The 26,695-nt window shown below is 61.6% G+C and carries 25 protein-coding genes; 19 read left to right on the top strand and 6 right to left on the bottom strand.

The genetic code is table 11. From position 1 onward, the window contains the following. Positions 1-5 precede the first annotated feature (5 nt). A complete protein-coding gene (locus M0H32_RS01430; protein WP_248149785.1) occupies positions 6-1,481 on the bottom strand; it encodes a putative bifunctional diguanylate cyclase/phosphodiesterase in 1,476 nt (491 codons plus the stop codon). Here M0H32_RS01430 and M0H32_RS01435 point away from each other — a divergent pair. From M0H32_RS01435 to M0H32_RS01450, 4 genes are all read left to right on the top strand, one after another. Continuing rightward, positions 1,455-1,814, top strand: a complete 360-nt coding sequence (locus tag M0H32_RS01435; protein ID WP_248149787.1) for a hypothetical protein — start codon at positions 1,455-1,457, stop codon at positions 1,812-1,814. The two genes, M0H32_RS01430 and M0H32_RS01435, sit on opposite strands and share 27 nt — an antisense overlap. Next, complete coding sequence (gene glyS, locus M0H32_RS01440) at positions 1,795-3,882, top strand: glycine--tRNA ligase subunit beta (protein WP_248149789.1); 2,088 nt, start codon at positions 1,795-1,797, stop codon at positions 3,880-3,882. The genes M0H32_RS01435 and glyS overlap by 20 nt, the downstream gene beginning before the upstream one ends. 78 nt (positions 3,883-3,960) lie before the next feature. Continuing rightward, positions 3,961-4,140 carry a hypothetical protein gene (locus M0H32_RS01445; protein WP_248149792.1) on the top strand — a complete coding sequence of 60 codons (180 nt, stop codon included), beginning with the start codon at positions 3,961-3,963 and terminating at the stop codon, positions 4,138-4,140. Between the two features lie 17 nt (positions 4,141-4,157). Beyond that, positions 4,158-4,544, top strand: a complete 387-nt coding sequence (locus tag M0H32_RS01450) for a type II toxin-antitoxin system death-on-curing family toxin (RefSeq protein WP_248149795.1) — start codon at positions 4,158-4,160, stop codon at positions 4,542-4,544. A gap of 97 nt (positions 4,545-4,641) precedes the next feature. Here the strand turns inward: M0H32_RS01450 and M0H32_RS01455 are convergent, their stop codons facing one another. Then, positions 4,642-5,877 (bottom strand): MFS transporter, encoded by a 1,236-nt coding sequence (locus M0H32_RS01455; RefSeq protein ID WP_248149798.1) that lies wholly within the window; start codon positions 5,875-5,877, stop codon positions 4,642-4,644. Between the two features lie 305 nt (positions 5,878-6,182). Here M0H32_RS01455 and M0H32_RS01460 point away from each other — a divergent pair, with 305 nt between their 5' ends. From M0H32_RS01460 to nadC, 4 genes are all read left to right on the top strand, one after another. Further along, complete coding sequence (locus M0H32_RS01460) at positions 6,183-7,100, top strand: hypothetical protein (RefSeq protein ID WP_248149801.1); 918 nt, start codon at positions 6,183-6,185, stop codon at positions 7,098-7,100. A gap of 283 nt (positions 7,101-7,383) precedes the next feature. Continuing rightward, entirely contained in the window at positions 7,384-8,466 is a 1,083-nt protein-coding gene (nadA, locus tag M0H32_RS01465; RefSeq protein WP_248149804.1) for a quinolinate synthase NadA, read from the top strand. 105 nt (positions 8,467-8,571) lie between these two features. After that, positions 8,572-10,173: an L-aspartate oxidase gene (locus M0H32_RS01470; protein WP_248149807.1), complete on the top strand. Its 1,602-nt coding sequence runs from the start codon at positions 8,572-8,574 to the stop codon at positions 10,171-10,173. A gap of 10 nt (positions 10,174-10,183) precedes the next feature. Next, complete coding sequence (nadC, locus tag M0H32_RS01475; RefSeq protein ID WP_248149810.1) at positions 10,184-11,047, top strand: carboxylating nicotinate-nucleotide diphosphorylase; 864 nt, start codon at positions 10,184-10,186, stop codon at positions 11,045-11,047. A gap of 183 nt (positions 11,048-11,230) precedes the next feature. Here the strand turns inward: nadC and M0H32_RS01480 are convergent, their stop codons facing one another. Next, entirely contained in the window at positions 11,231-11,824 is a 594-nt protein-coding gene (locus tag M0H32_RS01480) for a HupE/UreJ family protein (RefSeq protein ID WP_248149814.1), read from the bottom strand. 270 nt (positions 11,825-12,094) lie between these two features. Here M0H32_RS01480 and M0H32_RS01485 point away from each other — a divergent pair, with 270 nt between their 5' ends. The 5 genes from M0H32_RS01485 (at position 12,095) to M0H32_RS01505 (ending at position 17,111) form a co-directional block, all read left to right on the top strand. Continuing rightward, the gene (locus M0H32_RS01485) at positions 12,095-13,126 is read left to right on the top strand and encodes a GlxA family transcriptional regulator (RefSeq protein ID WP_248149818.1); all 1,032 of its coding nucleotides are present in this window, start codon (positions 12,095-12,097) and stop codon (positions 13,124-13,126) included. Positions 13,127-13,248: 122 nt separating this feature from the next. Then, entirely contained in the window at positions 13,249-14,400 is a 1,152-nt protein-coding gene (locus M0H32_RS01490; protein ID WP_248149820.1) for an ABC transporter substrate-binding protein, read from the top strand. A gap of 67 nt (positions 14,401-14,467) precedes the next feature. Then, a complete protein-coding gene (locus M0H32_RS01495) occupies positions 14,468-15,526 on the top strand; it encodes a FecCD family ABC transporter permease (RefSeq protein WP_248149823.1) in 1,059 nt (352 codons plus the stop codon). Continuing rightward, a complete protein-coding gene (locus M0H32_RS01500; RefSeq protein ID WP_248149826.1) occupies positions 15,523-16,302 on the top strand; it encodes an ABC transporter ATP-binding protein in 780 nt (259 codons plus the stop codon). Before M0H32_RS01495 ends, M0H32_RS01500 begins: the two co-directional genes overlap by 4 nt. Further along, the gene (locus M0H32_RS01505; RefSeq protein WP_248149829.1) at positions 16,299-17,111 is read left to right on the top strand and encodes a class I SAM-dependent methyltransferase; all 813 of its coding nucleotides are present in this window, start codon (positions 16,299-16,301) and stop codon (positions 17,109-17,111) included. The genes M0H32_RS01500 and M0H32_RS01505 overlap by 4 nt, the downstream gene beginning before the upstream one ends. A gap of 27 nt (positions 17,112-17,138) precedes the next feature. Here the strand turns inward: M0H32_RS01505 and M0H32_RS01510 are convergent, their stop codons facing one another. Beyond that, positions 17,139-17,795, bottom strand: coding sequence for a GntR family transcriptional regulator (locus M0H32_RS01510; RefSeq protein ID WP_248149832.1), 657 nt, complete (start codon positions 17,793-17,795; stop codon positions 17,139-17,141). A gap of 133 nt (positions 17,796-17,928) precedes the next feature. Here M0H32_RS01510 and dctP point away from each other — a divergent pair, with 133 nt between their 5' ends. The 6 genes from dctP (at position 17,929) to M0H32_RS01540 (ending at position 24,230) form a co-directional block, all read left to right on the top strand. Next, the gene (dctP, locus tag M0H32_RS01515) at positions 17,929-18,915 is read left to right on the top strand and encodes a TRAP transporter substrate-binding protein DctP (RefSeq protein ID WP_248149834.1); all 987 of its coding nucleotides are present in this window, start codon (positions 17,929-17,931) and stop codon (positions 18,913-18,915) included. 67 nt (positions 18,916-18,982) lie between these two features. After that, complete coding sequence (locus tag M0H32_RS01520) at positions 18,983-19,531, top strand: TRAP transporter small permease (protein ID WP_248149836.1); 549 nt, start codon at positions 18,983-18,985, stop codon at positions 19,529-19,531. Further along, positions 19,531-20,847: a TRAP transporter large permease gene (locus M0H32_RS01525; RefSeq protein ID WP_248149838.1), complete on the top strand. Its 1,317-nt coding sequence runs from the start codon at positions 19,531-19,533 to the stop codon at positions 20,845-20,847. The genes M0H32_RS01520 and M0H32_RS01525 overlap by 1 nt, the downstream gene beginning before the upstream one ends. Then, positions 20,847-22,103 carry a malonyl-CoA decarboxylase gene (locus M0H32_RS01530; protein ID WP_282449081.1) on the top strand — a complete coding sequence of 419 codons (1,257 nt, stop codon included), beginning with the start codon at positions 20,847-20,849 and terminating at the stop codon, positions 22,101-22,103. Before M0H32_RS01525 ends, M0H32_RS01530 begins: the two co-directional genes overlap by 1 nt. A 3-nt stretch (positions 22,104-22,106) precedes the next feature. Further along, the gene (locus M0H32_RS01535; protein ID WP_248149844.1) at positions 22,107-23,624 is read left to right on the top strand and encodes a malonate--CoA ligase; all 1,518 of its coding nucleotides are present in this window, start codon (positions 22,107-22,109) and stop codon (positions 23,622-23,624) included. A 102-nt stretch (positions 23,625-23,726) separates the two neighbouring features. Then, positions 23,727-24,230, top strand: a complete 504-nt coding sequence (locus tag M0H32_RS01540) for a YqhA family protein (protein WP_248149847.1) — start codon at positions 23,727-23,729, stop codon at positions 24,228-24,230. A 21-nt stretch (positions 24,231-24,251) separates the two neighbouring features. On the opposite strand, the gene M0H32_RS01545 is transcribed toward M0H32_RS01540, so the two are convergent. After that, a complete protein-coding gene (locus tag M0H32_RS01545) occupies positions 24,252-25,499 on the bottom strand; it encodes a cell wall hydrolase (protein WP_248149850.1) in 1,248 nt (415 codons plus the stop codon). A gap of 211 nt (positions 25,500-25,710) precedes the next feature. Continuing rightward, positions 25,711-26,694, bottom strand: coding sequence for an NUDIX hydrolase (locus M0H32_RS01550; RefSeq protein WP_248149852.1), 984 nt, complete (start codon positions 26,692-26,694; stop codon positions 25,711-25,713). Position 26,695 lies beyond the last annotated feature (1 nt).

Below are 26,695 nucleotides of genomic sequence, written 5' to 3' on the forward strand. Positions count from 1 at the left end.
ATCTGTCAGGCGGCGTCGGTCTTTTCGGAAAACAGCAGACGCCCATCCACCTGCGACTCGAGCAGCATGGACGCGTCATCGGCGGAAACCGCGGCGGCATAGAGAAAGCCCTGGCCAAAGTGGCAGCCATTGGCATTGAGCGCCTCGTGGACGTCATTCTCTTCGACACCCTCGGCAACGGCGTCGATGTCGAGACCCTTGGACAGAACCAGGATGGCTTCGACAATGGCCGCACATTGTTTGTCGGTGAGCATGCGTTCGGTGAAGGAGCGGTCGATCTTGACCTTGTGGATCGGGAAGTCGCGCAGGTAACTCAGGCTGGAATGGCCGGCACCGAAATCGTCGAGCGCGATCGAGATGCCGAGGTCCGTGAGTTCGGTGAGAATGCGCTTGGCCGCTTCCGGGTTTTTCACCAGCGACGTTTCAGTGATTTCAAGCACCAGGCGGCGCGGTGCGAGGCCGTACTGCTTCAGGATGGCGTCGACCTGTGCCGGCAGCGACGGATCCTGCAGCTGCACCGGCGACAGGTTGAAGGACAGATAGAGATCGTCCGGCCAGGTCATGGCCACCTTGCAGGCATCGGCGAGCAGATGCTGCGTCAGTTCGGAGATGATGCCGCAGTCCTCGGCTATCGGGATGAACTGAAGCGGCGGAACGCTGCCGAAATCGCTGTCGGTCCATCTGGCCAGGGCCTCGAAACCGGCGATCCGGCCGCTGTTCATGTCCAGGATCGGTTGATAATAGGCCTTGACCTCGTGTTCGGAGATCGCGCGGCGCAGACGTTGCTCCAGAAGCGTTCGGTGCAGGATCGAGGCATCCATGTCGACTTCGAAAAAGCGGTAGGTCGACCGACCCGAGGATTTCGCCCGGTAAAGCGCGATGTCCGCCCGGCGCAGGAGTTCGGTAATGGCGTGGCCATCGTGCGGATACATGGCGATGCCAATGCCGGAGCCGATCGAGATTTGCCGGTCGCCGAACTCAAACCGGTCGTTGATCCTCGTGAGCAGGCGCCGCGCAAAGCCGGCGGCTTCCGACTTTTCCTTGAAAATCGGGGAAACCAAAGCGAATTCGTCGCCGCCGAGACGGGCGACGATGCCTTCCTTGCCAAGCGTTTCCGCCAGCCTGTCTGCGAAGCTTCTCAGGAGGTTGTCGCCAAAGGCATGGCCGTAAACATCGTTGATCGGCTTGAAGCCGTCCAGGTCGAGCATCATCACAGCGCGGAAACAGTCCGGTTTCACATCGCGGCTGAGATCGGAAAAAGCCTCCAGTAGGCGCCGGCGATTGGGAAGACCGGTCAGCGGATCGTGCTGCGCCAGGGCCAATGCCTCGTTGTGCGCAGAGGACCGGGCCTTCAATTCCTTGCGCAGGCGCCGGGTTGCCCAGATGCCGTAGGTCAGACCCAGGGCGGCAATGCCCAGCAGTACGCTGGTGAGCAGCTCAAACGGGAGATGGTCATGATCGGCTCCAAAAGTCGGAAACAATTGAAGGGCGGCAAAACTGACAAGTACTATAGCAAGAAGTACAACTATAGATCGTGTCAAATATCGGTTGTTCGCAACTTCCCGCTTTACCACGCGATCAATCCCAATACGCATTACTCTTTTCTGTGGCGGGAGTTTCACATGTATTTCTTGAAGAAGAGTGAAACCGGCCCCAATCCGGTGTCTGAAAACCGGCCGGATCACCTCAAGCCGTGGCGCGATAGGGGGGTGACAAGAGGCCGCCGACTTGGTAACGGACGCGCATTCCATTTGGGTGACGCCCGTCCCACCAAGGCCAAAGGTCAAAAAATCCATGCCCGATCTTCTGCTTGAGCTTTTCAGCGAAGAGATTCCGGCCCGCATGCAGCGCAAGGCGGCCGAAGATCTGAAATCTCTCGTCACCAACGCGTTGGTCGAGGCGGGCTTGCCGTATGAAGGCGCGAAAGCCTTCGCGACACCCCGGCGTCTGGCGCTGCATGTCGCCGGCGTTCCGGCGGGTTCCGCCGCGACGCGTGAAGAGCGTAAGGGACCGCGTGTGGGCGCGCCGGAAAAGGCTGTCGAGGGCTTCCTGCGGGGCGCGGGCCTGGCCTCGATCGACGAGGCCGAGATCCAGTCCGATCCCAAGAAGGGCGAGTTCTATGTCGCCGTGATCGAGAAGCCGGGCCGAACCGCCATCGACATCATTGCCGACTTCATGCCGGGCATCCTGCGCGGCTTTCCCTGGCCGAAATCCATGCGCTGGGGCACCACCAGCACCCGCTGGATACGCCCGCTGCATTCGATTGTCGCCAGCTTCGGTCCCGAAACCGAGGAGCCCGAGGTGGTGCCGTTCGAGTTTGACGGCATCCGTTCCGGCAAGGCGACGCGCGGGCACCGTTTCCTGGCGGACGAGGCCTTCAAAGTGCGCCGCTTCGACGACTACGCCTTGGGCCTTGAAAAGCACAAGGTCGTGCTCGACGCTGACAGGCGCAAGGACATCATCCTGAACGACGCCAAGGATCAGGCGCTGGCACTTGGCCTGGAGCTGGTCGAGGATCCAGGCCTTCTGGAAGAGGTTGCCGGCCTGGTCGAATGGCCGGTGGTGCTGACCGGCAGCTTCGACGAGGATTTCCTCACCATTCCGGACGAGTGCATCCAGTTGACCATCAGGGTCAACCAGAAATGCTTCGTTCTGAAGGACCCGGCCTCCGGGCGCCTTGCCAACCGCTTCGTGCTGATCTCAAACATCATCGCCGAGGACGGCGGCAAGCTGATCGTCGCAGGCAACGAGAAGGTCATCCGCGCGCGTCTGTCCGACGCCCGTTTCTTCTGGGACACGGACCTCAAGACAAAGCTCTCGGACAACCTGCCGAAACTGGACGAGGTCAAGTTCCACGAAAAGCTCGGCAGCGTCGGCGAACGGGTTCAGCGTCTGATCGCCCTTGCCGCCGAACTGGCGCCGATCGTCGGTGCCGACGAGACCAAGGCCAAGCGCGCCGCGGAACTCGCCAAGGCCGATCTTGTTTCGCAGATGGTGTTCGAATTCCCCGAGCTGCAGGGCCTGATGGGCCGCTACTATGCGCAAGCCCAGGGCGAAGATGCATCCGTCGCGACCGCCATCGAGGAGCACTACAAACCCCAGGGCCCGAGCGACAGCGTGCCGACCGATCCGGTCGCCGTTGCCGTTGCGCTCGCCGAAAAGCTCGATCTGCTGGCCGGCTTTTGGGCCATCGACGAAAAGCCGACCGGTTCGAAGGACCCTTATGCGCTGCGCAGGGCCGCGCTTGGCGTGATCCGGATCGTGCTCGAAAACAAACTGCGGATTCGTCTGGGCGATGCACTGCGGTCGGCTCTGGACCTTCAGAAGGCCGAAGCCGTCGATGCCACCGGCATCGTGGCAGACCTGCTGGCGTTCCTTGGCGACCGCCTGAAGGTGCACCTGAAGGACGAGGGCGCGCGTCACGACCTGATCGATGCCGTCTTTGCCCTCGAAGGCCAGGACGATCTGCTCATGGTCGTCAAGCGGGTCGAGGCGCTCGGCGCGTTCATATCTTCCGAAGACGGCGCCAATCTGCTGGCGGGCTACAAGCGCGCGGTCAACATCCTGAAGGCGGAAGAAAAGAAGGACGGCGCGCCGGTCACCGGCAAGCCGCATGCCGATCACCTGCAGGAACAGGCCGAAATCGACCTGGCGGCCGCCATCGACACGGCCCGGGCAGAAGCCGCTGACGCGGTCGGTGCGGAGAATTTCGAAGGCGCTATGGAAGCCTTGTCGAAACTGCGCGCACCGGTCGACCGGTTCTTCGACGACATCCTGGTCAATGCCGAGGACCCGGCCCTTCGTAAGAACCGCCTGCAGCTTCTTGCCGAAATCCGTGACGCGACCCATGTGGTGGCGGATTTCACCAAGGTTGCGGGATAAGCGTATCTAACGCGGATTTTGGTGCCGCAATAACTTGCGGTATCCTGTCAGCAGCAACTGCGCAATCGGACAGGAAGCATGGATTCGAAGTTGGACGATCGACAGCCTCAGCAAAAGCGGCCGGAGGAAACAACGGCCGATACGGCGATCAAGTGCGCACCGGAGGATGATTCCCGCGGGGCGCAACGCAGCATTCGCGAAATGGTGATCGACAACAACACACGCTTCGCCGCGACGATGAAATCGCTCGGAGAATGACGTCTGTCTCTGAGCCCGTGTGGCTGACTTTCGACCAGGTGACTGAAATGATTGAGGTTGTCGCGGAGCTTTATCCGCGGCACCGCGTGGCGCTTGTGCGCCCGAACGACATGGCGGCAGCGCTCGAGCGTCCCATCAACCGCTATCACTATGGCGGTGAAGCAGACGTCTTTTTGCTGGCAAGTGAATTGATTTACGGTGTCGGCAAAGCTCATGCCATGGTGGATGGCAACAAGCGTATTGCCTTCATGTCCGCTTTGATCTTTCTGGAGCTGAACGGCATTCGTCTTAACGAGCCTGCTGCCGAATTCTTTGCCGTCTACATCAAGGCATTGATGGCAGACCGCATCAACTTGCACATGCTCGCCTGTGTGTTCGCTGCATTTGCGGAAACGAACATCTGAGTTTCGACAAACTCCACCCCTGGTCTGGACCTCCATTGGAGGGAGACCAGGCCAGGGGTGTTCTATCAAGGCCGCAGACGTTCTTCAGTCGTAAGCTTTACTCCGCCGCTTCCTGCGCCAGGCGCGGCACCGGTTTTTCCTGGATCGGCCAATGGATGACCGCCGCGGCGATGCCCAGAACAATGCCGAGCCACCAGATGGCGTCATAGGAGCCGGTCTGGTCATAGAGCCGTCCGCCGAGCCAGACGCCGAGAAAGGCGCCGATCTGGTGCGACAGGAAGACGAAGCCGAACAGGGTGGCCATATAGCGCGGGCCGAACATCACGGCGACAAGGCCCGAGGTCGGCGGCACGGTCGACAGCCACAGAAGGCCCATCACGCCGGAGAAGATCAGGACGGAGGCGGGCGTGATCGGCAGCATGATGAAAACGAAGATTGCGGCTGCCCGGCCGATATAGATCAGCGAAAGGAAGATCGGTTTCGAATAGCGCCCGCCGATATAGCCGGAGGCAAGAGAACCGACCACGTTGCACAGGCCGATCAGGGCGATCGCCCAGCCGCCCCAGCGCGGATCGAGGCCGACATCGGCAATGAAGGGCGGCAGGTGCACGGTGATGAAGGCAACGTGAAAGCCGCAGACGAAGAAGCCGATGGTCAGCAGGATGAAGCCCCTGGTGCCGAAGGCTTCAGACATGGCGGCCATCAGGTTCTGGTCGTTGGCCGGGTTGCTGTCCTTCGGAGCTTCCGACTTGCCCCTGAGCGCGATGGCCAGAAGCGGGACCAGCGCGACCAGGCCGGTGAAGACGATCAGCGTGTCCTGCCAGCCGATATGTTCGATCAAGGTGGCGCCGAGCGGGGCAAACAGGAACTGGCCGAGCGAGCCCGAGGCGGTGCCGATGCCGAAGGCGAGCGAACGCTGTGCCGGGGTGACGGTCCGCCCGAAAGCGGCCAAGACCAGCGAGAACGACGAAAACGCGATGCCGATGCCGATCAGCACACCGGCGGAAACATGCAGTGCGACGGCGCTATCTGCGCCGATCATCAGGATCAGACCGATGCCGTAGAGCAGGGCGCCGAAGGTCATCGCCTTCCAGGTGCCGAAACGGTCGGCGACCATGCCGGCAACCGGCTGGGCGATGCCCCACATCAGGTTCTGGATGGCCAGCGCCAACGCGAAAATTTCCCGGCTCCAGTCCCGCGCTTCGGTCATGGGCTGGAAGAACAGACCCATGGCGGAACGCGGCCCGAAGGAGATCAGGGCGACAAGACAGCCGCAGGCGATCACCAGCGGAATATTCGGGCCGGAACGGCCGGCGGCAGAGGCAGTGGTCATCAGCAAACTTTCATCGTGAAATTACGATCAGAATAGGCTGAAAGCGGGTTTCGGCAAAATGCGTAATTTTGATGAGTGGATCAATAACTGGAATGGGATTGCAGCTGGTGTAGTCTTCAACCGGCAGAGGCGAGACCTGAACGGCACCACTGTGCATGGCAAAATGCTTTTCGAAGGGGGAGATCATGAAACGCGAGGACGAACAGGTAGAAGTCGGTGACACCACGGACCTATTTATCGCGGTGAAAGACGCCTGGGCCAGGCGCAAGCGGCTGGCCGAAGCGCGGCTTTCCTTCGCGGCCGCGATGGAAAGCTATGCTGTGGGGGATCCGGTTGTTGGATTGGGTCTGTTACTTGAAGCGCTGGAGACGTGCGAGACCGCGGCGCGGCCCGTCGATCTGTCCGACCCGGGTGCGCGAGACCTCGTGAGAGGGGAGCAGCTGGAGGCTCAGAGCCTTTGCAACACTCTTGTGAGTGTGTTGCCGCTGTTCCAACCCAAACTGCTTCTTCAGGTTGCCAAGAACGAGTTTGCCAAGGACTTTAAATTTAAGAAGGGTGGTTCGTTCAAGGGCAAGAGGGCCCAGAAACCGACAAGCATTGACGATGGCAACGAGATGGAATGGCGGTTTTATGTCGACAAGGCTGTCGCCTGTAAAAAGCTTTGCCTGATCTCGGTGTTTCACTTCAAGGGCAAGGACAAGAAGATCGTCATACCGGCCAAGAACGGTTTCTCAAAAAGCTATCTGGACGCCAATACCATGCCCAAACATGAAAACACGCTTCCCCATGGCGGCGAGGATGTGAATGGCTACGGTGTCGACACGCCGTTCTATGATCCATTCTTCGAGCAGCCAGTGAAGTGCCCCTGCTACTTGGGCAGCTACCGGATCAACGAGAAGGGCAAAAGGGACGACAAGGCCAAAAAGCATATTGGCGGCAGCGATCCCGCAAACGCCCAAAGAACCGGTTTTGTCGAATATTTTGAAACGGCGATCATCTGCCTGGATAAAAAGCCCTATGTCGTTCTCAACTCCATGAAATGGCGAACGGACGGCAAGAAGGCCGAATTTCTGGACAAGTTTGGGAACCCGACGAAAACGGGCAAGGTTCAGGACCTCGGAGACGTGAGTGATGCCTTCAAGCGTGCACTGCTGGGCTGGATCAAGCGGGCGAAAAAAGAGCACGGCATCAAGGATATTGACTGCGGCAAACTGTTCAAATGATGCGGATGTCGTTTCCGCAGGCGTTTACGGACAAAGTTAGACGGCTATGATCCGGGGAGGCGAGTGTCGTGTAAGCGTTTGAAAAAAATTGGATTTTCGAAAAGTGGCTGTTGGCGGCGGAAAAGAGTGGATTTCCCATCCGGCAGCGCCTATATAAACTCCGAAAGAGCAAAAGCAGGGCCTGAGCGCCCGTTTTCTTTTGTTACTAATATGCTCAAGTTGAGTATAATGGGTAAGCAGGCAGCAGCGGCCAAGCCGGGCTGTCCAAAAAATGGAGGTCGCCATGACCATTGCCCAGACGAAGACACCGGTTGGCGAACCGATCGCAACCGGCCCGACGGCCTTGGACCGCTACGGCAAGCTTCAGCCTCCGGACCTGCGCTATACGCCGCAGGTTGCCGAGGCGACCGCGCCGATCTTCGAAAAGGTCAAGCACATCATCCCGGCCATCGAATGGCCGGCGCTGGCGCCGACCATCCACGCCATCAACCAGCTGAAGAAACAGCGCAACGCCGTCATTCTGGCCCATAACTACATGACGCCGGACATCTATCACGGTGTGGCCGATATTGTTGGCGACAGCCTGCAGCTGGCCATCGAGGCGACCCGCACCGATGCCGAGGTGATCGTGCAGTGCGGCGTGCATTTCATGGCAGAAACCTCGAAGATCCTGAGCCCGGAAAAGACGGTGCTGATCCCGGACATGCGGGCAGGCTGCTCGCTGGCCGAATCCATCACCGGCGCCGACGTGCGCGCCCTGCGCGAACGCAATCCGGGCATCCCGATCATCACCTATGTCAACACCTCCGCTGATGTGAAGGCGGAATGCGACATCTGCTGCACGTCCTCCAACGCGCTGCAGGTGGTCGAAAGCTTCGGCGTCGACAAGGTGTTCCTGATCCCGGACAAGTATCTGGCCGCCAATGTCGGCAACAAGACCGATGTCGAAGTGCTGATCTGGGACGGCGCCTGCGAGGTGCATGAACGTTTCACGGCGGAAGAACTGCGCGACTACCGCAAGATCGAACCGGATGTGAAGATCATCGCCCATCCGGAATGCCCGCCGGAAGTGGTCGCCGAAGCCGATTTCGCCGGGTCCACCGCGCACATGATCGACTGGGTGAAGACCAGAAAGCCGGAAAAGGTGATGATGGTCACCGAGTGCTCCATGGCCGACAACGTCGCCAGCGAGACGCCGGGCGTCAACTACATCCGTCCATGCAACCTGTGCCCGCACATGAAGCGGATCACGCTGACCAAGATCCTCGACAGTCTTCTGGAGATGAAAGAGGAAGTGGTTGTTGATCCGGCGGTCGCCGACAAGGCCCGCACCGCGGTCGAGCGGATGATCAACTTGAAAATCTGACCGGCTTCGGTCTAAACCGCATCATGCATTGTCTTCCGCGCCAGAACATCATGTCCGGTGCGGAAGCCCTTTGGGCAAAGCCCGTTCAGTTCCAGGATGTTCCCCATGGCCGTGTCGGTTGAGGATTTTGCGCCTGCCTATCTTGGCAAGGATGTCGATGACGTCGTCATTCTGGGAGGGGGCCTTGCCGGCCTGTTCTGCGCGCTGAAGCTCAGTCCCCGGCCGGTGACCGTGATCACCAATGCGCCGATCGGGCAGGGGGCGTCTTCCGCCTGGGCCCAGGGCGGCATTGCCGCGGCGATTTCCGAAAACGATTCCGTTGAAAAGCATCGCGACGACACGCTGGCCGCCGGTTGCGGCATCTGCGAGGAAAAGATCGTCGAACAGATGACCCGCGAGGGCAGCGACCGGGTGCACGATCTCCTGTCCTACGGCGTTCCCTTCGACCAGGACCTGGAAGGCCGGCTGAAATTCTCCCGCGAGGCGGCTCATTCCCAGAGCCGGGTGGTGCGCGTGCGCGGTGACATGGCGGGCCGGGCCATCATGGACGCGCTGATCGCGGCCGTGCGCAGGACCCCTTCGATTCGCATTCTGGAAGGCTATCTCGGCGAAAGCTTCCTCGGCGAAGGCCGTTATGTCACCGGGGTACTGGCACGCAAACGCGGTGGCCTCGAACGTCTGGCCTTCCCGGCCAAGGCGGTGGTGCTTGCGTCCGGCGGTGTCGGCCATCTCTTCAACCTGACCACCAATCCGCACGAGGCCAACGGCCATGGCCTCGCCATGGCAGCCCGCGCGGGTGCGGTCATAGCCGATGCCGAATTCGTGCAGTTCCACCCGACCGCCCTTGACCTTGGCCGGGACCCGGCGCCCCTGGCGACCGAGGCCCTGCGCGGTGAAGGCGCGACGCTCGTCAACAGCGCAGGCGAACGTTTCATGGAAAAGGTGCATCCGGATCTGGAACTGGCGCCGCGCGATATCGTCGCCCGGGCGATCCACAACGAGATCTCGGCAGGCCGTGGCGCGTTCCTGGATTGCCGCACTGCGATCGGCGCGCGCTTCAAAGATGATTTTCCAACGGTGTTTGCGGCGGCCGAAGCCGCGGGACTGGACCCGGCCAAGGACCTCCTTCCGGTCGCGCCGGCCGAGCATTACCACATGGGCGGCGTCCTGACCGATGCCAATGGCCGCACGTCGCTGGACGGTCTTTGGGCGGCGGGCGAGGTCGCCTCCACAGGCGCGCATGGCGCCAACCGGCTGGCATCGAACTCGCTGCTGGAGGCGGTTGTTTTTGCCGCCCGCATCGCCGAGGACATCCAGGGCCTGATGCCGACGCCCCGCAGCGCCTATTGGAACGAGATGGACGACGAGCCGGGCCTGCCGAGCCAGCGCAATGTGGAAGAACGCGACGGCATCACCGTTTTGCGCGAGACATTGGCGAAGAATGTCGGCGTGCTCCGCGATGAGGCGGGCCTGAAGACCGCGCTTGCCGACATTGCCCGGGTCGAGAAGGTCTGCGTGCGCCAGTCAATCAAGAACATGATGGTGACCGGCAAAATCATCGCGGCGGCGGCGCTCAAGCGCCAGGAAAGCCGGGGCGGTCATTTCCGCAATGATTTCCCGGACGAAAATCCCGCGATGGCGACCCGCTCCTACACCACCTTGAAAGAGGTTCAGGCGATCACCGCCGAGGCTCTCGAAACCGCTTGAGGATGAACGCATGACCCGCATGCATCTGCCGGAACTGCCGCGCCTGATGGTCGACGAGGCTGTCAAGGCCGCGCTTCTGGAGGATTGGGGCCGGGCGGGCGACGTCACCAGCCAGGCGACCCTTCCGGCGTCCGCGCAGGCGAGCGCGGTCATCGCGGCACGCAAGCCGGGCGTGCTGGCTGGCCTGGCCTTGGCCGAAAGCGCTTTTCGCCAGACCGATACAGGCCTCTCCTTCGAAGCGGTTCTTCAGGACGGCACACGCCTTGCGCCCAAGGATGTGGTTGCCCGGATCAAGGGTCCGGCGCGGGCTCTTTTGGCTGCCGAGCGCGTGGCACTCAACTATCTGGGGCATCTCTCCGGCATTGCCACGGCGACGGCTTCATTTGCCGACCGGATCGCCCACACCAAGGCGGACATTGTCTGCACACGCAAGACGACGCCGGGCCTGCGTGCCTTTGAGAAATACGCAGTCAAATGCGGCGGCGGTTCAAACCATCGCTTCGGTCTCGACGATGCCATCCTGATCAAGGACAACCACATCGCGGTCGCCGGCGGCGTGACCCAGGCAATCGATGCGGCCAAGGCCTTCGCCGGCCATCTGGTCAAGATCGAGGTAGAAGTCGACACGCTGGAACAGCTGGAAGAGGCGCTTGCGGCCGGGCCGGACGTGGTCATGCTCGACAACATGCCGCCGGAAACCTTGAAAAAGGCCGTTGCCATCGCGGGCGGCAAGGTTCTGCTGGAAGCGTCCGGCGGCATCGAGCTCGACACGGTCAGGGCGGTCGCCGAAGCCGGGGTCGATCTTATTTCGTCCGGCTGGATCACCCACTCGGCGCCTGTACTGGATCTCGGCCTCGATATCGAGATCGGCTGAACCGTCTCTTCATTTCCACAACGACGACCGCCACATAAAAAACGTCATCCTGAGGAAGCGCTTTAGCGCTGTCTCGAAGGATGGGCTACTTGCTCTGGAGCTTGCAGCGGATCCTTCGAGACGGACCTGGCGGTCCTCCTCAGGATGACGGAAATGTTTGTGGAGAGGTTGCTTGGCTGTTATTCAGCCCGCAGCCAGATACACACCGCCAAGCGCTGTCACGACGCCGAGGGCGCGGATGATGCGGCGAGCCCATTCCGGATCGTTGCGCGTGGCGATGTTGGCACCATGGCCGATCAGGAGACCGGCGGCATGCAGCAGCGCGGTCGCAAGCACGAAACCGCCCGCATAGGCGAATTCGCCAGCCGCGCCGATCTCGCCGCCATGGGCGTGGCCATGGCAGAGGCCGAAGGCGGCGACCAGGGCCGCGGACAGGCCGAGCGGCAGGCGCAGGGCCAGGGCCACGACCGTGCCAAGCACGACCACCGACGCCAGAATGAGCGGCTCGACATAAGGCAGGGGCATGCCGGCAAGCGACAGGGCAAACCCGGCGATCATCGCGCCGACAAAGGCGGTCGGCAGCGCCCAGATCGCCCGCCCGCCGAGAAGGGCAGCCCAGAGGCCAACAGCGATCATCGCCAGCACATGGTCGGTGCCAAACAGCGGATGGCTAAAGCCGGCGGCAAATGAACCGTGCTCGGCCGGGTCAAGATGGGCGAATGCAGGAGAGGCGGTCAGGGCAAAGACGGCGGCCGCGAGGGCGAAACGGAAAATCATGAAACGATCCTTTGGTTGGTCACTCCGGTGCCCCGGGTTGGGTCACACCGATCATGAGAGTCTTTTAGGACACCGCAGACCTATCACCGATTCTGGATCCCTGTAAATTCTGGCTATGAAAGACCCATGCGACGGTCTTCGATGTCGCAGACAGGCCACTCGGTGTGACATTGCGTTCCATCGACCCGCTTCAAACGGCGTAGACTTCCTGAAGGACCTGCAAATAGGGAATTTGACGACACAAGCAGGGCATGGACGAAAGAGGCGTTTTTGGGAACGGGGACGGAGCGCGCGACACAGGATGCTGCCTGGCAAAAAGGAAAGTCGGGTCAGGAAACGGTCGAGATCTGTTTTCTGCTCCTGAACAACTTTTCGCTTCTCTCCTTCGCTTCCGCGATCGAGCCGCTGCGCATTGCCAACAAGGTGCTCAAACGCAAGGCCTATATCTACAGCTGCCAGACACTGGATGGCCGGGACGCCATTGCCAGCAATGGCGGCATGGTGCGCGCCGACGGGGCGTTTGACGGCGCGCGCCGGCCCGATCTGCTGGCGGTCTGCAGCAGCGACGATGTCGAGCAGATCACCCTGACCGGAGCCGAGAAGGCGTTGATCCGCCAGGTTGCCAAACGGGCCGGCAGTGTCGCCGGCATCTGTACAGGGGCTTATGTCCTGGCCGGTCTCGGCATGCTCGACAATCGCAATTGCACCATCCACTGGGAATACGCCGATCTCTTCAGGGAGCTCTATCCGAATGCCAATCTGGTCGACAGTCTCATCCAGACCGACGGCAAGCTGTTGACCTGCGCCGGCGGCACGGCAGCGCTTGATCTGATGATCGGCTTCATTGCCCAGGTTCATGGCGGCGCGGTCGCCTGCGATGTCGCCGAAATCGCCCTGCATCACGACCGGCGCACCGGCAGCGAACGGCAGCACACGCTCATGCGCGACGATCTCGACATGGTTCCGCACCGGGTGCGGACGTCGATCGCGCTGATGACCGAGCATGTTAGCGATCCGCTGTCTTTGCAGCAGATTGCCGACCTTCTGGACGTCAGTCCGCGGCAGTTGCAGCGTGATTTCCAGAAATACCTAAACTGCTCGCCGCAGGAATATTACAGCAAGATCCGCATCGACATTGCCCGCCAGCTTGTCTGCCGCACCTCCATGCGCATGATCGACATCGCGGTCGCCTGTGGTTTTGCCAGCGCGTCGCATTTTTCCAACCGGTATCGCGCGGCCCATGGCAACAGCCCGGCCTTCGACCGGCAGACCACGGGACGGTCCAGGGGAAACAGATCGTAGGCGAAGGCACCAGCCGCGCGGCTGTGCAAAGACGGTGCTTATATCTTGACTATAATACTCATGTTAAATAGGGTTCGGTCACCCAGAAGCACCCAGCTTCTGTGCCAGATCAGGAGAACCCTATGTCCGTCATGACCATGACCAGGGGTTTCTGCCTTGCCATCGCAGCCAGCGCTTGTCTCGCGTCAGCCCCGTCCGCACTTGCAGAAACGATTACCGTAACCGACCTTGCCGGCCGGACCGTCGAGGTTGAGAAAGACCCGTCCGCCATCGTGCTCGGCGAAGGCCGGATGATATATTCCCTTGCGCTTCTGGACCGAGACAACCCGTTCGAGCGGGTCGTCGGCTGGAAGGACGACATGATCCTTTACGATCCGGATGCCTGGCGCAAATACGAGGAAAAATTCCCCGAGGCCAAGGACATCCAGCGCCTCGGCAGCCCCTATTCCGACGAGTGGAACCTCGAGGCCGTCATTTCCTCAGGCACCGAAGTCGTCTTCATGAACCTGGGCAATCTCCTGAAGGCACAGGAAAGCGGCATCATCGACAAGCTGGAGGCGGCGGGCGTCGCGACGGTCTTCGTCGATTTCCGCCAGGACCCGACCCAGAACACGGTGCCGTCCATCCAGCTGCTCGGCCGCATCCTGGACGAGCGCGACAAAGCGGACGCCTTCACCGATTACTACACCGCGCAGATGAAGCGGATCTATGCGGCGGTCGACAAGATCCCGGTGGAAGATCGCCCGGTGGTCTTTATCGAGCGGGCGGCCGGCTACAATCCGAACAAGTGCTGCGGCACCTTCGGGTCTGCCAATCTGGGCCGGCTTGTCGAGCTGGCCGGCGGCCGCAACTGGGGTTCGCAGAAATTCCCGGGTTTTGGCGGCAATGTCAGTCTGGAAGCGGTCTTCGCCGACGATCCTGCGGTGATCATCGGCACCGGCGCCAACTGGGCCGAAGCCAACCCGGAAACGACGGCGGTTCTGTTTGGCTATGAAGCCGCGGAAGACGCGGTCCAGGAGCGTCTGGCGGCCCTTGCCGAACGCGAAGGCTGGCCCGAGCTGCAGGCGGTGAAATCCGGCCGCTTCCACAGCATCTACCATCAGTTCTACAACAGCCCGTACCATTTCGTTGCCATGCAGGCCTTTGCCAAATGGCTGCACCCGGAGCTGTTTGAGGATCTCGAGCCGGAGGCGACCATGGTGGAGCTGCATGAGCGCTTCCTGCCGATCGACTATTCCGGTGTCTTCTGGGCGAGCCTGAACAAGGGTAGCTGACCCGCTGGAAAAAGCGCGGTCCGGCATCCGGGCCGCGCGGTCTTTCCTGTTTCCGATTGGTTTATCTATGAGTGAGTTGACCGCGGGCACGCTCCAGTCCGGTTACGCCAGCCGAACCCTGCGCCGCCTGACCCTGCTTGTTTGCGCAAGTTGTCTGCTGCTGCTGAGCTTTGTCGTCGATTGCGCGACGGGACCGGGCGGCTATTCGCTGCAGACCGTGGCGCAAGTCCTGGCCGACCCGTTTGTCCATGGCGCCCGGTTGAAAGTCATTGTCTGGGACTACCGCATCCCGGTCGCGCTGACGGCCGTTCTCGTCGGTGCCATGCTGGCCACCGCCGGGGCGCAAATGCAGACCATTCTCAACAACCCGCTGGCCGAACCGTTTACGCTTGGCGTCTCGGCGGCCGCCAGTTTCGGCGCCGCGCTGGCGATCGTTCTCGGCATTTCGATCATCCCGGCCGTAGGCGGTCTGCTGGTAACCCTGAATTCCTTTCTGTTCGCGCTCGGCACCTGCGCAATCATTCTGCTTGCGACGCGGCTGAAGGGTGTCGGCTCGGAAACGATGATCCTGTTCGGCATCGCGATCTTCTTCACCTTCTCCGCGCTTCTGTCGCTGATGCAATATATGGCGAGCGAGGACCAGCTCGCCCGGATCGTCTTCTGGATGATGGGCTCGCTCAGCCGCGCCAGCTGGGAGAAGATCGGTCTGGGCGCGGCGCTCCTCTGCCTTGCCATCCCCTTCGGCCTGATGCGCACCTGGTCGATGACGGCCCTGCGCATGGGTGAGGCAACAGCTGAAAGCATGGGTGTCGACGTCGCCCGGCTGCGCATCGAGATGCTGATTTCCATTTCCCTGCTTGCCGCGACGGCCGTTTCCTTCGTCGGCGCTGTCGGGTTTGTCGGACTGGTCGGCCCGCATATCGCCCGGCTTCTGGTCGGCGAGGACCAGCGCTTCTTCCTGCCGCTGTCGGCGCTCGTGGGCGCCCTTGTTCTGTCGCTGACCTCGATCATCTCCAAATCGATCACACCGGGCGTCATCTACCCGATCGGCATCATCACTGCCCTGATCGGCGTGCCGGTGTTCATTTCGATCATCCTGACGACACGGCGGGAGAAGCTGTCATGACGCTCGATATCCAGGACCTCACCGCCGGCTATGGCCGCAAGGCGATCTTGCGGAATATTTCCGTTCCGGCGATTGAGCCAGGCTCCTTTGTCGGCGTGATCGGCCCGAACGCCGCCGGCAAGTCGACCCTGTTCAAGACCATCGCCGGTTTGATCAGACCGCTCGCTGGCGAGGTGAGGTTGGGCGACCGTTCACTCGCTCATCTCTCTCGGCGGGACCGGGCGCGGGCAATTGCCTACATGCCCCAGGCCTATGGTTGCAACGCGCTCCTGACCGTTTTCGAAAGCGTTCTGCTGGCGCTGAAACAGACATCGGGCTGGCGGGTCCGGGAAGACAATCTCACCCAGGTGTCGGCGACGCTCGCGTCTCTGCGTCTGTCCCATCTCGCTGACCGGGGCATTTCGGACCTTTCCGGCGGTCAGGCCCAGATGGTGGCGGTCGCCCAGACCCTGGTGCGCGCACCGCGCATGGTGCTGCTCGACGAGCCGACCAGCGCGCTTGATCTGCATCATCAGCTGTCCATTCTTGGTTCGATCCGAAGCCAGATGAAGGCGCGCGGCACCATCGTCATGGCCGCGCTGCACGATCTCAACCTTGCCGCCAAATTCTGCGACCGGTTGGTCCTGATCAACCAGGGCCGGATCCTGGCCGACGGCAGGCCCGAAGAGGTGCTCGGACTTGACGCCATCGGTGAAACCTACCGCGTGACGACAACCCTGGAAACGACCCGGCGCGGGTCCTTTTTTGTCGACGCCACACTGGACCACCACCCATGACACTCAATATTGCCGGAGCGGCTCAGCCCGCGTCCAACTTTTCACTCAAGGACGAGATTTGCGACTACTGGTCCGGACGGGCCGCCACTTTTGATCAATCCGCCTCTCACAGGATCGAGGACCGCCACGGCCTGCCCGAATGGCAACGCCTGGTCCGGTCCGCCTGCGCGCTGCGGCCGGGAGGGGACCTGACAGGCTGGCAGGTGCTCGATATCGCCTGCGGCACAGGTGAAATCAGCCGCGTTCTGACCAGCTTGGGGGCCAGTGTCACGGGGCTGGATTTCTCGGAGACCATGCTTGGGCTCGCCCGGGAAAAACTGGCGGGCCGGGACTGGCGGCCGGTCCTGAGCGATGCGGAGGCCATGATCCAGATCGACGACAGCCGCTTTGATTTTGCGATCACGCGTCATCTCGCCTGGACCCTGACCAATCCGCAGTCCGCCTACAGCGAATGGTTTCGCGTGCTCAAGCCCGGTGGCCGCCTTCTTGTTGTTGACGGCAATTTCCGGGCTCCCAGGTCCCTGTACCAGCGTTTCAGAAACTGGCTCGCGGACCGGCTGGCCGGCGCGCAAGCAAAGCAGGGAGACAGGGTGCGCCATGAGGCCATCTTGAACGCGCTGCCCTATGGCGAGGGTCTCGATGCAGGGCGGCTCGCGCTCGATCTGCAGGCCGCCGGCTTTGACATTGACGGCCAGCTGCCGGTGCGCCCGCTCTATGGCAGGGGCATGCGTGGCCATGGTCTCGCGGACCGCCTGCGCCAGAGCGCAGAGGGCCGGTTCGCGCTGGTGGCGGTCAAACCCGAGGCGTGAAGCCAGGCAGCTTTCTGCCGGCGCCAATTATTCCGCGGCGGGCTTGAGGCTGGCCATCAGATGATGGAATTTTTCGCCTTGAACGGACACATGCTGGCGAATGGCTTCCGCGGCTTTGTCACCGTCGCCCGCCTGGACGGCCGCGACAATGGCCTCGTGCTCGGACATTGACTGCTTCATCCGCCCGCGCACGCGCAGCTGCACCCGCCGGAACGGCTGCAAACGGCGCTGCAGCCTGAGGCATTCCTGTTCCAGAAAACCGTTGCCCGACTGACGGTAAAGGATCGCGTGGAACTGTTCGTTCTCGCGATAGTAGCCATCCGTGTCCTGCGCCTCGACCGCAAGCTTGCAGCGCTCGTTGGCGGCATGGAGATTGGCCAGCGCCTTGTCGGAAATGCGGGAGGCGGCCAGCCGCGCGCTGACAGCCTCCAGCTCGGCCATCACTTCGAACATCTCGATCAGCTCCACTGGTCCGGGCTGGCGCACGAACACGCCTCTGCGCGGGATCTGCTCGACCAGGCCGGATTGGGCAAGCCGTTGAAGCGCTTCGCGAACCGGCGTTCGCGACACGGAAAACCGGCTCGCCAGCTGGACCTCGTCCAGCCTGTCGCCGTCGGCGAACGTGCCGTCGAAAATCAGTCCCTCAAGGTCATCCGCAATGCGGTCGGAGCGTTTTCTTTCCATGTTTCGGCTTTAGCACACGGGTATTTTGCGCGCAATATTTTCATTCTTGTATACAAAAATGCTTGACAGAAAAACATAACCTGAGGGTAAGATCAGGCTCCGGCCCCTTGCCGGGCTTTCCAGGGAGGAAATAATGAACATCAAACAATCCGTTTCCGCTGCCGCGGCGCTGCTGCTGGCCGGCACGATGACCGCGGGCGCCACCGAACTGCGCCTGTCGCACCAATGGTCCACCGGCGATGTCCGCCACAAGGTTGCTCAGATCGTCGCAGACGAAGTTGCTGCCGCCGATGTCGATCTCGACATCAAGATCTTTCCCTCAAAATCCTTGTTGAAGCCGCGAGAGCAATACAAGCCGCTGACCCGTGGTCTGCTGGACATGACCGTGTTGCCGCTCAGCTATGCCGGCGGTCAGCAGCCGGCCTACAATCTGACGCTGATGCCGGGCCTGGTGAAGAACCACGACCACGCCGCCCGCATGAACGAGAGCCCGTTCATGGAAGCCATTGAGGAAATCATGGCTGGCGACGACGTCATGGTGCTGGTGCACGGTTATCTGGCCGGCGGTTTTGCCGGCAAGAACAAGTGCATCACCTCGCCGGACGACATGGAAGGTCTACAGACCCGTGCTGCTGGCAAGGCATTCGAGCAGATGCTGGCCGGAGCAGGGGCCTCCATCGCCTCGATGGCGTCGTCCGAAATCTACAACGCAATGCAGTCCGGCGTGCTGGATGCCGCCAACACGTCGTCTTCGTCCTTCGTCAGCTACCGTATCTACGAGCAGGTCTCGTGCTATACGCCCGCCGGCGAATACGCGCTCTGGTTCATGTACCAGCCGCTCCTGATGAACAAGACCGCCTTCGAAGGCCTGAACGAGGCGCAGCAGAAGGCCCTGCTGGCTGGAGCCGCCAAGGCCGAGGCCTACTATCTGGAAGAAGCCAAGAAGGAAGATGCGGCCTCCGCCGAAGTCTTCCGTGAGAACGGTGTCGAGATCGCCGAAATGAGCGCCGCGGACTTTGACGCCTGGCGGGCATTGGCCAAGGAAACCTCCTACAAGGCGTTTGTCGAGGAAACGCCGGACGGTCAGAAACTGCTCGATCTGGCACTGTCGGTCGAGTGACAATCTGAGACCGGGGTGGCGCAGCGCCACCCCGATTTTCTTTCCCAGGTTTTCCAAGGAGTGACCCATGGCGGGCCACAGTTCGGCTGCCGTTGCGCATGCCGGTAACAATCCCTTTTTGCGCATCGTCGCAGCGATCTCCACGGTGGCGGGCTGGTGCGCCGCAGCCATGATCGTCATCGCGGTTGCGATCACCTGCCAGATGATTTTCGTCCGGTTTGTCTTGAATGAATCCACCATCTGGCAGACCGAGGCAGTGATCTATCTGGTCATCGCGGCAACGCTGGTCGGCTTGCCTTACGTGCAACGCCTGCGCGGCCATGTGAATGTCGACCTCTTTCCCCTGTCGCTGCCGCCGCGCGCCCGCTGGCTCCTGGCCGTCGTCACCCTGTCGGCCTCAATCGCGATCATCGCGGTGATGCTCTATTACGGCTACGAATACTGGCATTTCGCCTTTTCGCGCGGCTGGACCTCCGACACGGTCTGGGGCGTTCGGCTCTGGATCCCCTATCTGTCGATCCCTGTCGGCTTCGGCCTGCTCCTGCTGCAGCTAGTCGCCGATCTGATTGCTGTCCTGATCGGTGTCGACAAACCCTTCGGCCTGGAGGACGCGTAATGGATCCGCTTCTTCTCGGTCTTCTGGTGGCCGTTGCCACCATCCTGGTGCTGTTCTCCGGCGTCTCGGTCGCCATCGGGCTGCTGATTGTCTCAGCCGGCTTCCTGATCATGTTCGATGGCGCCCGCTCCCTGGAGCTGATGCCGGAAATCCTGTTCGGCAAGCTCGACAATTTCGCGCTTCTGTCGATCCCGATGTTTATCATCATGGGCGCCTCGATCGCCTCGACACGCGCGGGCGCGGATCTTTATGAGGCGCTCGAACGCTGGCTGACTCGCGTGCCCGGCGGGCTGGTCGTCTCCAATCTCGGCGCCTGTGCATTGTTCGCGGCCATGTCCGGATCCTCGCCGGCGACCTGCGCCGCCATCGGCAAGATGGGCATTCCCGAAATGCGCAAGCGCGGTTATCCGGACGGGGTCGCCGCCGGCTCGATCGCCGCCGGCGGCACGCTCGGCATCCTGATCCCGCCCTCGGTCACCATGATCGTCTACGGCATCTCGACCGAGACCTCGATCGGGCGGCTGTTCCTGGCGGGCGTCGTTCCGGGCTTCATGCTGATGGGCCTGTTCATGGCCTGGTCGCTTTATTCGACCTGGAAGAGCGGCAATGCCAGCGTGCTCAGCGCGGGCAGCTATACCTGGGCGGAAAAATTCGAGATCCTGCCCCGGGTGCTGCCGTTCCTGGCAATCATCCTGGGCGTGCTTTACGCCATGTATGGCGGCATCGCGACGCCGTCCGAGACGGCGGCGGTCGGTGCTCTCCTCTGCCTCTTGATCGCCATCGTCATCTACAAGCTCTGGAACCCCGCCTCGCTCTGGGTGGTCCTGCGGGACAGCACCAAGGAAAGCGTGATGATCCTGTTCATCATCGCGGCTGCCGGAGTGTTTTCCTACATGCTGTCGTCGCTGTTCATCACCCAGGCAATCGCCGAATGGATCGGCACGCTCGATGTGAACCGATGGGTGCTGATGGCGGCGGTGAATGTATTCCTGCTGATTGCGGGGTTTTTCCTGCCGCCGGTTGCCGTCATCCTGATGGCCGCGCCGATCCTGCTGCCGATCATCACCACGGCCGGTTTCGATCCGATCTGGTTCGCGGTGGTGCTGACCATCAACATGGAAATCGGGCTGATCTCGCCGCCGGTCGGGCTGAACCTCTATGTGATCAACGGCATAGCGCCGGACATTTCCCTGCAGACAATCCTGAAAGGCTCGCTGCCCTTCGTTGCCTGCATGTTCGTGGCAATCCTGCTTCTTTGTCTCTTCCCGGAACTGGCCACCTGGCTGCCGGACTTCGTCATGGGAGAAAGACTGTGATGTTTCTGGCGGACATTCTCAGCACCGTCTTTGAGCGCAGGTACCGCCCCTGGGGCACGGAGAAGCCGGATGACCGGCCCATGGAAACACTGGTCTCCGACCTGATCGGGGCGACCGGCGAGGTGTCCGGGGTCACCATGGCCCGTCAGATCCTGAGCCGCTACGAGGTCATGGTGGACGCGGAGAAACGGGACTTCTTCCGGTTCCTGGCCACCGGTCTGGCCGTGTCGGCATCGGACGTGCGCGCCGCGCTCGAGCTCTATGACAAGGGCCAGTCCAAGGCCAGCTACCGGGCCTTTATGGAAGCGGTGGAACCGCCGCGGCAGGAGCTGATCCGACGCCTCAACCAGGTCCCCGACGCGACACGGCTTCTGGTGCGCATGCGCGAGGATCTGCTGCGCCTCTCCCGGGGGGACGATGCGCTTCAGGCACTCGATCTCGATTTCCGGCACCTGTTTGCCAGCTGGTTTAATCGCGGCTTTCTGGTGCTGCGGCCGATCAACTGGGAAAGCCCGGCGCAGCTTCTTGAAAAGATCATCGCCTATGAGGCCGTGCACGCGATCGACAGCTGGGACGACCTGAGGCGGCGTCTGGAACCGAAAGACCGTCGCTGCTTTGCCTTCCTGCATCCGGTGATGCCGGACGAGCCACTGATCTTTGTCGAGGTCGCCTTGACGAAGGGGATCCCCGGTTCCGTCCAGCACCTTCTGGCGGAAGACCGGTCCGTGATCGAAGGGGAGGCTGCCGATACGGCTGTCTTCTATTCGATCTCCAACTGCCAGGCGGGACTTGCAGGCATTTCCTTCGGCAATTCCCTGATCAAGCAGGTGGCGGCCGATCTCGCGCTCGAATTGCCGGGCCTGAAGACCTTTGTCACCCTGTCGCCGATCCCGGGCCTGACGAAATGGCTCGAGGCCGAAGGCATTGGTTATGACCCGGAAGATGATGAGCGGATGCGCCGGCTCGCCGCCCGTTACCTTATGACCGCCAAACGCAAGGACGGCCTGCCGCTCGACCCGGTTGCCCGGTTCCATCTCGGCAACGGAGCGCTGGTGCACCAGGTCCATGCCGGCGCGGATCTGTCCGCGAAGGGGCAGAAGCAATCGGCCGGCGTGATGGTCAACTATCTCTATGACCTGAAAAAAGTGACGCAGAACCACGAGCGTTTCGCGTCCAGCCGGGACATTGCTGCTTCCCCCGAAATCCGGTCGCTTGCCGCGGCCGTCCCTGAAGACGCTCTTGCCGTGGGAGCCTGACCGATGAGCAACCCCCTTTACGACCAACTTTTCGGCAAACATGCCGGCAAGGACACACCGTTCCTGATTTTCCGGGACGGGACAAGCCTCAGCCACGCCGCCTTCTTGGAGACGTCGGCGCAGATTGCCCATGTGCTGACAGAAGCAGACCTGAAACCGGGTGACCGCCTGGCGGCGCAGGTGCAGAAATCCGCAAGTGCCCTGGCGCTTTATTGCGCCTGTGCCCAGGCTGGCATTGTCTTTCTGCCGCTCAACACAGCCTATACGGTCGACGAACTGAGCTATTTCATCGAGAACAGCGGTGCCAGGATCGTGGTCTGCGACGCCGCCAGCGAATCCTCCCTGGCGCCTGTCGCTGCACGGTTGGGTGCGCGGATCGAGACGTTGAACGCTGATGAAACCGGATCGCTTACCGATCGCGCCAAACAGATGCCGCCGCAGTTCCCGACAGTGGATCGCTCGGAAGACGATCTCGCTGCCTTCCTCTACACATCGGGAACAACGGGCCGTTCCAAGGGCGCGATGCTGACCCAGGCGAACCTGCTTTCCAACTCTGCAACACTGGCGGAGCTGTGGCGGTTTACCGACAGGGATGTGCTGCTGCACGCCCTGCCGATCTTCCACACGCACGGGCTGTTTGTGGCCACCAACGTGTCGCTGATGGCCGGCGGCGCGATGCTGTTCCTGCCGAAATTCGAACAGGATGCCATGATCGAGTTGATGCCGAAGGCAACCGCCATGATGGGCGTGCCGACATTCTACACAAGGCTTCTCTCTGACAACAGGTTCACCGCCGAGCTGACCCGGGGCATGCGCCTCTTCATCTCCGGCAGCGCGCCGCTGCTTGCCGACACGCACAAGGAGTTCGAGGCCCGCACCGGCCACCGGATTCTTGAGCGCTACGGCATGACCGAAACCAACATGAACACCTCCAACCCTTACGACGGCGAGCGCCGGGCCGGGACGGTCGGCTTTCCGCTGCCGGGCGTGGACCTGAAGATCACCGATCCGGAAACGGGGGCAACGCTGCCGGCGGAAACCGTCGGTCAGATCGAGGTGCGTGGACCGAATGTCTTCAAGGGCTATTGGCAGATGCCGGACAAGACCGCGGCGGAACTGCGCGCGGACGGCTTTTTCATCACCGGCGATCTCGGCAAGATCGACGCGGACGGTTATGTCCACATCGTCGGCCGCAACAAGGACCTGATCATCTCCGGCGGCTACAACATCTATCCCAAGGAGATTGAACTGGTTCTGGACGCCCTGCCGGGTGTCCGGGAAAGTGCCGTGATCGGCGTGCCGCATGCGGATTTCGGCGAGACCGTGCTGGGGCTCGTTGTGCCGGACGCGCCGACAGCACCGGATCTGGACAGGATTCTGGAAGTCGCCGGGTCCTCACTGGCCCGGTTCAAGCATCCCAGAAAACTCATCCTGATCGACAGCCTGCCGCGCAACACCATGGGTAAGGTCCAGAAGAACATTCTGCGCGAGCAATACAAGGATGTGTTTGAAACGGCGTGAGCCGCAGACTTCCGTGTTGCTGGACGTTCCTGCGGCTGGTTTCGGTTGGCTTGATTTCGGCTCGCGTGTTAGCTCTGGAAAAAGCAATTTCGGAGCAGTGACATGAACGAGCCGCAAGCCGACCAGGGCAAGCCGCAGACATCGGACATCGTCATTCGGTTGACGCGCTATGCGCAGATCCCGATGCTGATCGGTCTTGCCGTCGCGATGGTGCTGTTTCTCATCACATTTTTCATCGACATTTACGACGCGATCCAGACGTTCGAGTTTCTGGACCGCAAGAAGACCATTCTGCTGATCCTCAACCTGCTCGACATGGTGTTCATCGCCAACCTCTTGATCATGGTCGCGACCAACACCTACAACACCTTCCTGCTCAAGAAATCAGTGCACGGGGACGACTATATTCAGCAGGGTGAAAAGGCCTACCGGCGCATGAAACACAGGATCGTGTCGACGATCATCATCATCTCGTCGATCCATGTGCTGAGTGAACTCTTGGAATTTTCGCAGACCTCACCGCTGCAGGTGGCCGCCCTGTTCGGCTTTCACCTGATCCTGCTGGCGACCTACGTGGTCACCAATGTCTTCCGGACAAACGATTGAACCGGGCGGAAGGCAGATGGATCAGTTCCAGCCGCCGGCATAGGTCTTGTAGAAAATGTGCAGCCCGACCTGGCCACGCTTGGCCATCGCCTTCGCCCACCGCGGATTGACATAGGTCGCGTGGTAATGGGTCGAAGCGTCAACCATCTTGGAATAGCGCTTGCCGTCAAGCACTTCCCTGGCCAGCCGCTGCGCTGTTTTCCAGGCCGCCGGGCTTGAGATCCGGTCCTTGATGCCGTCACAGGCAAAGGAGAACTGGCAGCGGTTGCGCTTGTGCTTGTTCTGGTAGACGACGCCGCAGATCGAGCCCGGATAGGCCGGGTTCTTGACGCGGTTCAGAACCACCTGGGCAACAGCCACCTGGCCCTCTTCGCTTTCGCCGCGCGCCTCAAAATAGATCGCCTCGGCCAGGCAACGCTGCTCCTTCTGGGAGCCGACGGAGAGCGGCAACGGCACCTGGGCCCACCAATGCGGGTTTTCCGGGTCTTCGGGCGGCGGCATGTCCTGCTCGTATTTGGCCGCGCCGAACAGGGCATCGAACGGTTCCTTGGTCTCCTTGACGCTGTTGGGCGCATAAGCGGAAACCAGAGAAAAACTGGCGGCGGCCGCGTTGCGGGCCATCATCACCTTCTGCAGGTCGAGAGGCCCGTCTTCCAGCAAGCCGTCCTGGCCGGCCTTGGCCAGGCGGGAAGTTTCCTTGGCATCGAGCGGCTGAGCCTTGACGAAGGCAACGCGAGGCAGGTCCTCGTGTTTTTTCTCCGTCGAGATCAGGCTGGACATGGCGTAGAGATTGCCGGCGGCACGGTCGACCATCTGACGGTCAGGGGCCATGGTGATCAGCCGGTCGGCTTTTGCTGAGACGTTGGTCTCGATCTTGTCGGGCAGCTCGGTCGGCCGGGAGTTGCGGGCGACGTCCTCCAGGCCGGTCACAGGCCGGGCTTCGAAATTCTTGTCCGCGGAGGTCAGTGTCAGGACCGGGGCCACGGTGGGATCGGGCACGGGCGTCGAGCCGAGCGCCAGTTTGGGTGTCAATTTCGTGGTGTAATTGGCGGGCTCAAGCGACATCATCCAGCGCGGCGTCTCGTGCGAGCGCGCATTGATGAGGGCGACAATATCCTGATTGCCAATTGTGCCGCCGAGGCCGAGCCAGGCGAGGGGACAGGCAACAAGAACGTATTTGAGCCGGCGCATGCGCGCGCGGACCGGGCCGTATTCCTGAGTCACTTTTGAAGAAAACCGCTTCCTGTTGCGGGACTTAGGGCCAGACATACGCAGCCAACTCCAACTCGGTACACATCTTCCCAGGAACGCGGGAAGATCAGAGTGAACGCCGTGTAAACGGCAACACCGGAATTGAAGATGTGCGCTTAACCTTGAAAGAGCGTTAATAAGAAAGGAAATCGCGGAAAAACCTGCCGCAACCGGCTTCAATTACGGCACTTATGGTTAATTATACGAAGAAGTTACAAGGGGAATGGTGTCAGCGGCCGCCGACCCTGAGGCCCGGCGCCGGCCGTTCGCTCATCAGCTGGTGACGGAATCGGAACAGGGCCGCCGGGCGTCCGCCGGTGGCGGTGGAGGTCGCGCCGGTCGGTTCGACCAGATCGGCATTTTCAACCAGTCGGCGGAAATTCTGCTTGTGCAGATGACGACCGGAAATGGCTTCGACGGAGGTCTGCAGCTCCGTCAGCGTGAAGGTCTCCGGCATCAGCTCGAAGATCACCGGCCGGTATTTCAGTTTGCCGCGCAGGCGCGAGATTGCCGTCGCCAGCACCCGGCGATGGTCGAACCGCATCGGAACGCCGAGGGCAGGCAGGCTGTCGCGATTCAGAGCCGCCCGGCGCCCATCCGTCCGGGCCTCGGCGACGAGACCGGCTTCATAAAGAAGTTCATAGCGCTCCAGCGCCCGTTCTTCGTCCCAGGAGGTGGCCTCCGTTCCGAAGGCCAGCCGGATACGCTCCTGGCGGCCGAGGGGACGGGGCGGTTCGCCGGCCTGGGGCGGTTCCTTGGCCCAGCCGTCCAGCGCAGGCAGAAGATCCCTGTCGAGAAGCTCCGGACGGCCGGTGCGCCAATCCTCCCAGGGGAAATAGTCGTACCAGGACCGCCAGGCGGATTTGTGCCGCGCCAGCATGTCCTCCGAATCCGCCGTCTGCCGGGTCAGCGCCAGATAGCCGACGGAGACGACGTGAGGACCTTCGTCTCCCGACACGCGGTGCCGACCCCGGTCTCCAAACGTATAGAGCTGTTCCACGTAACCGAGCCTGAGTGCGGTCTGGTCTTCCACCCAGTCTCTGAGGCCGATTTCAAAGGTGCGGTGCCGGATCGGGTCGAACGGGCCGAAGGGCAGACTGTCAAGTGCGTCGCCGCCGCTGTCATTCACATGCACAATCTGGGGCAAGCCGTCGGCAACGGACACGATGACCGCATTCAACCCGATTTCGATACTGGCTTGCCGGTGCGGCATG

The sequence above is a fragment of the Roseibium sediminicola genome, assembly GCF_023156505.1.
GTDB classification, from domain to species: domain Bacteria; phylum Pseudomonadota; class Alphaproteobacteria; order Rhizobiales; family Stappiaceae; genus Roseibium; species Roseibium sediminicola.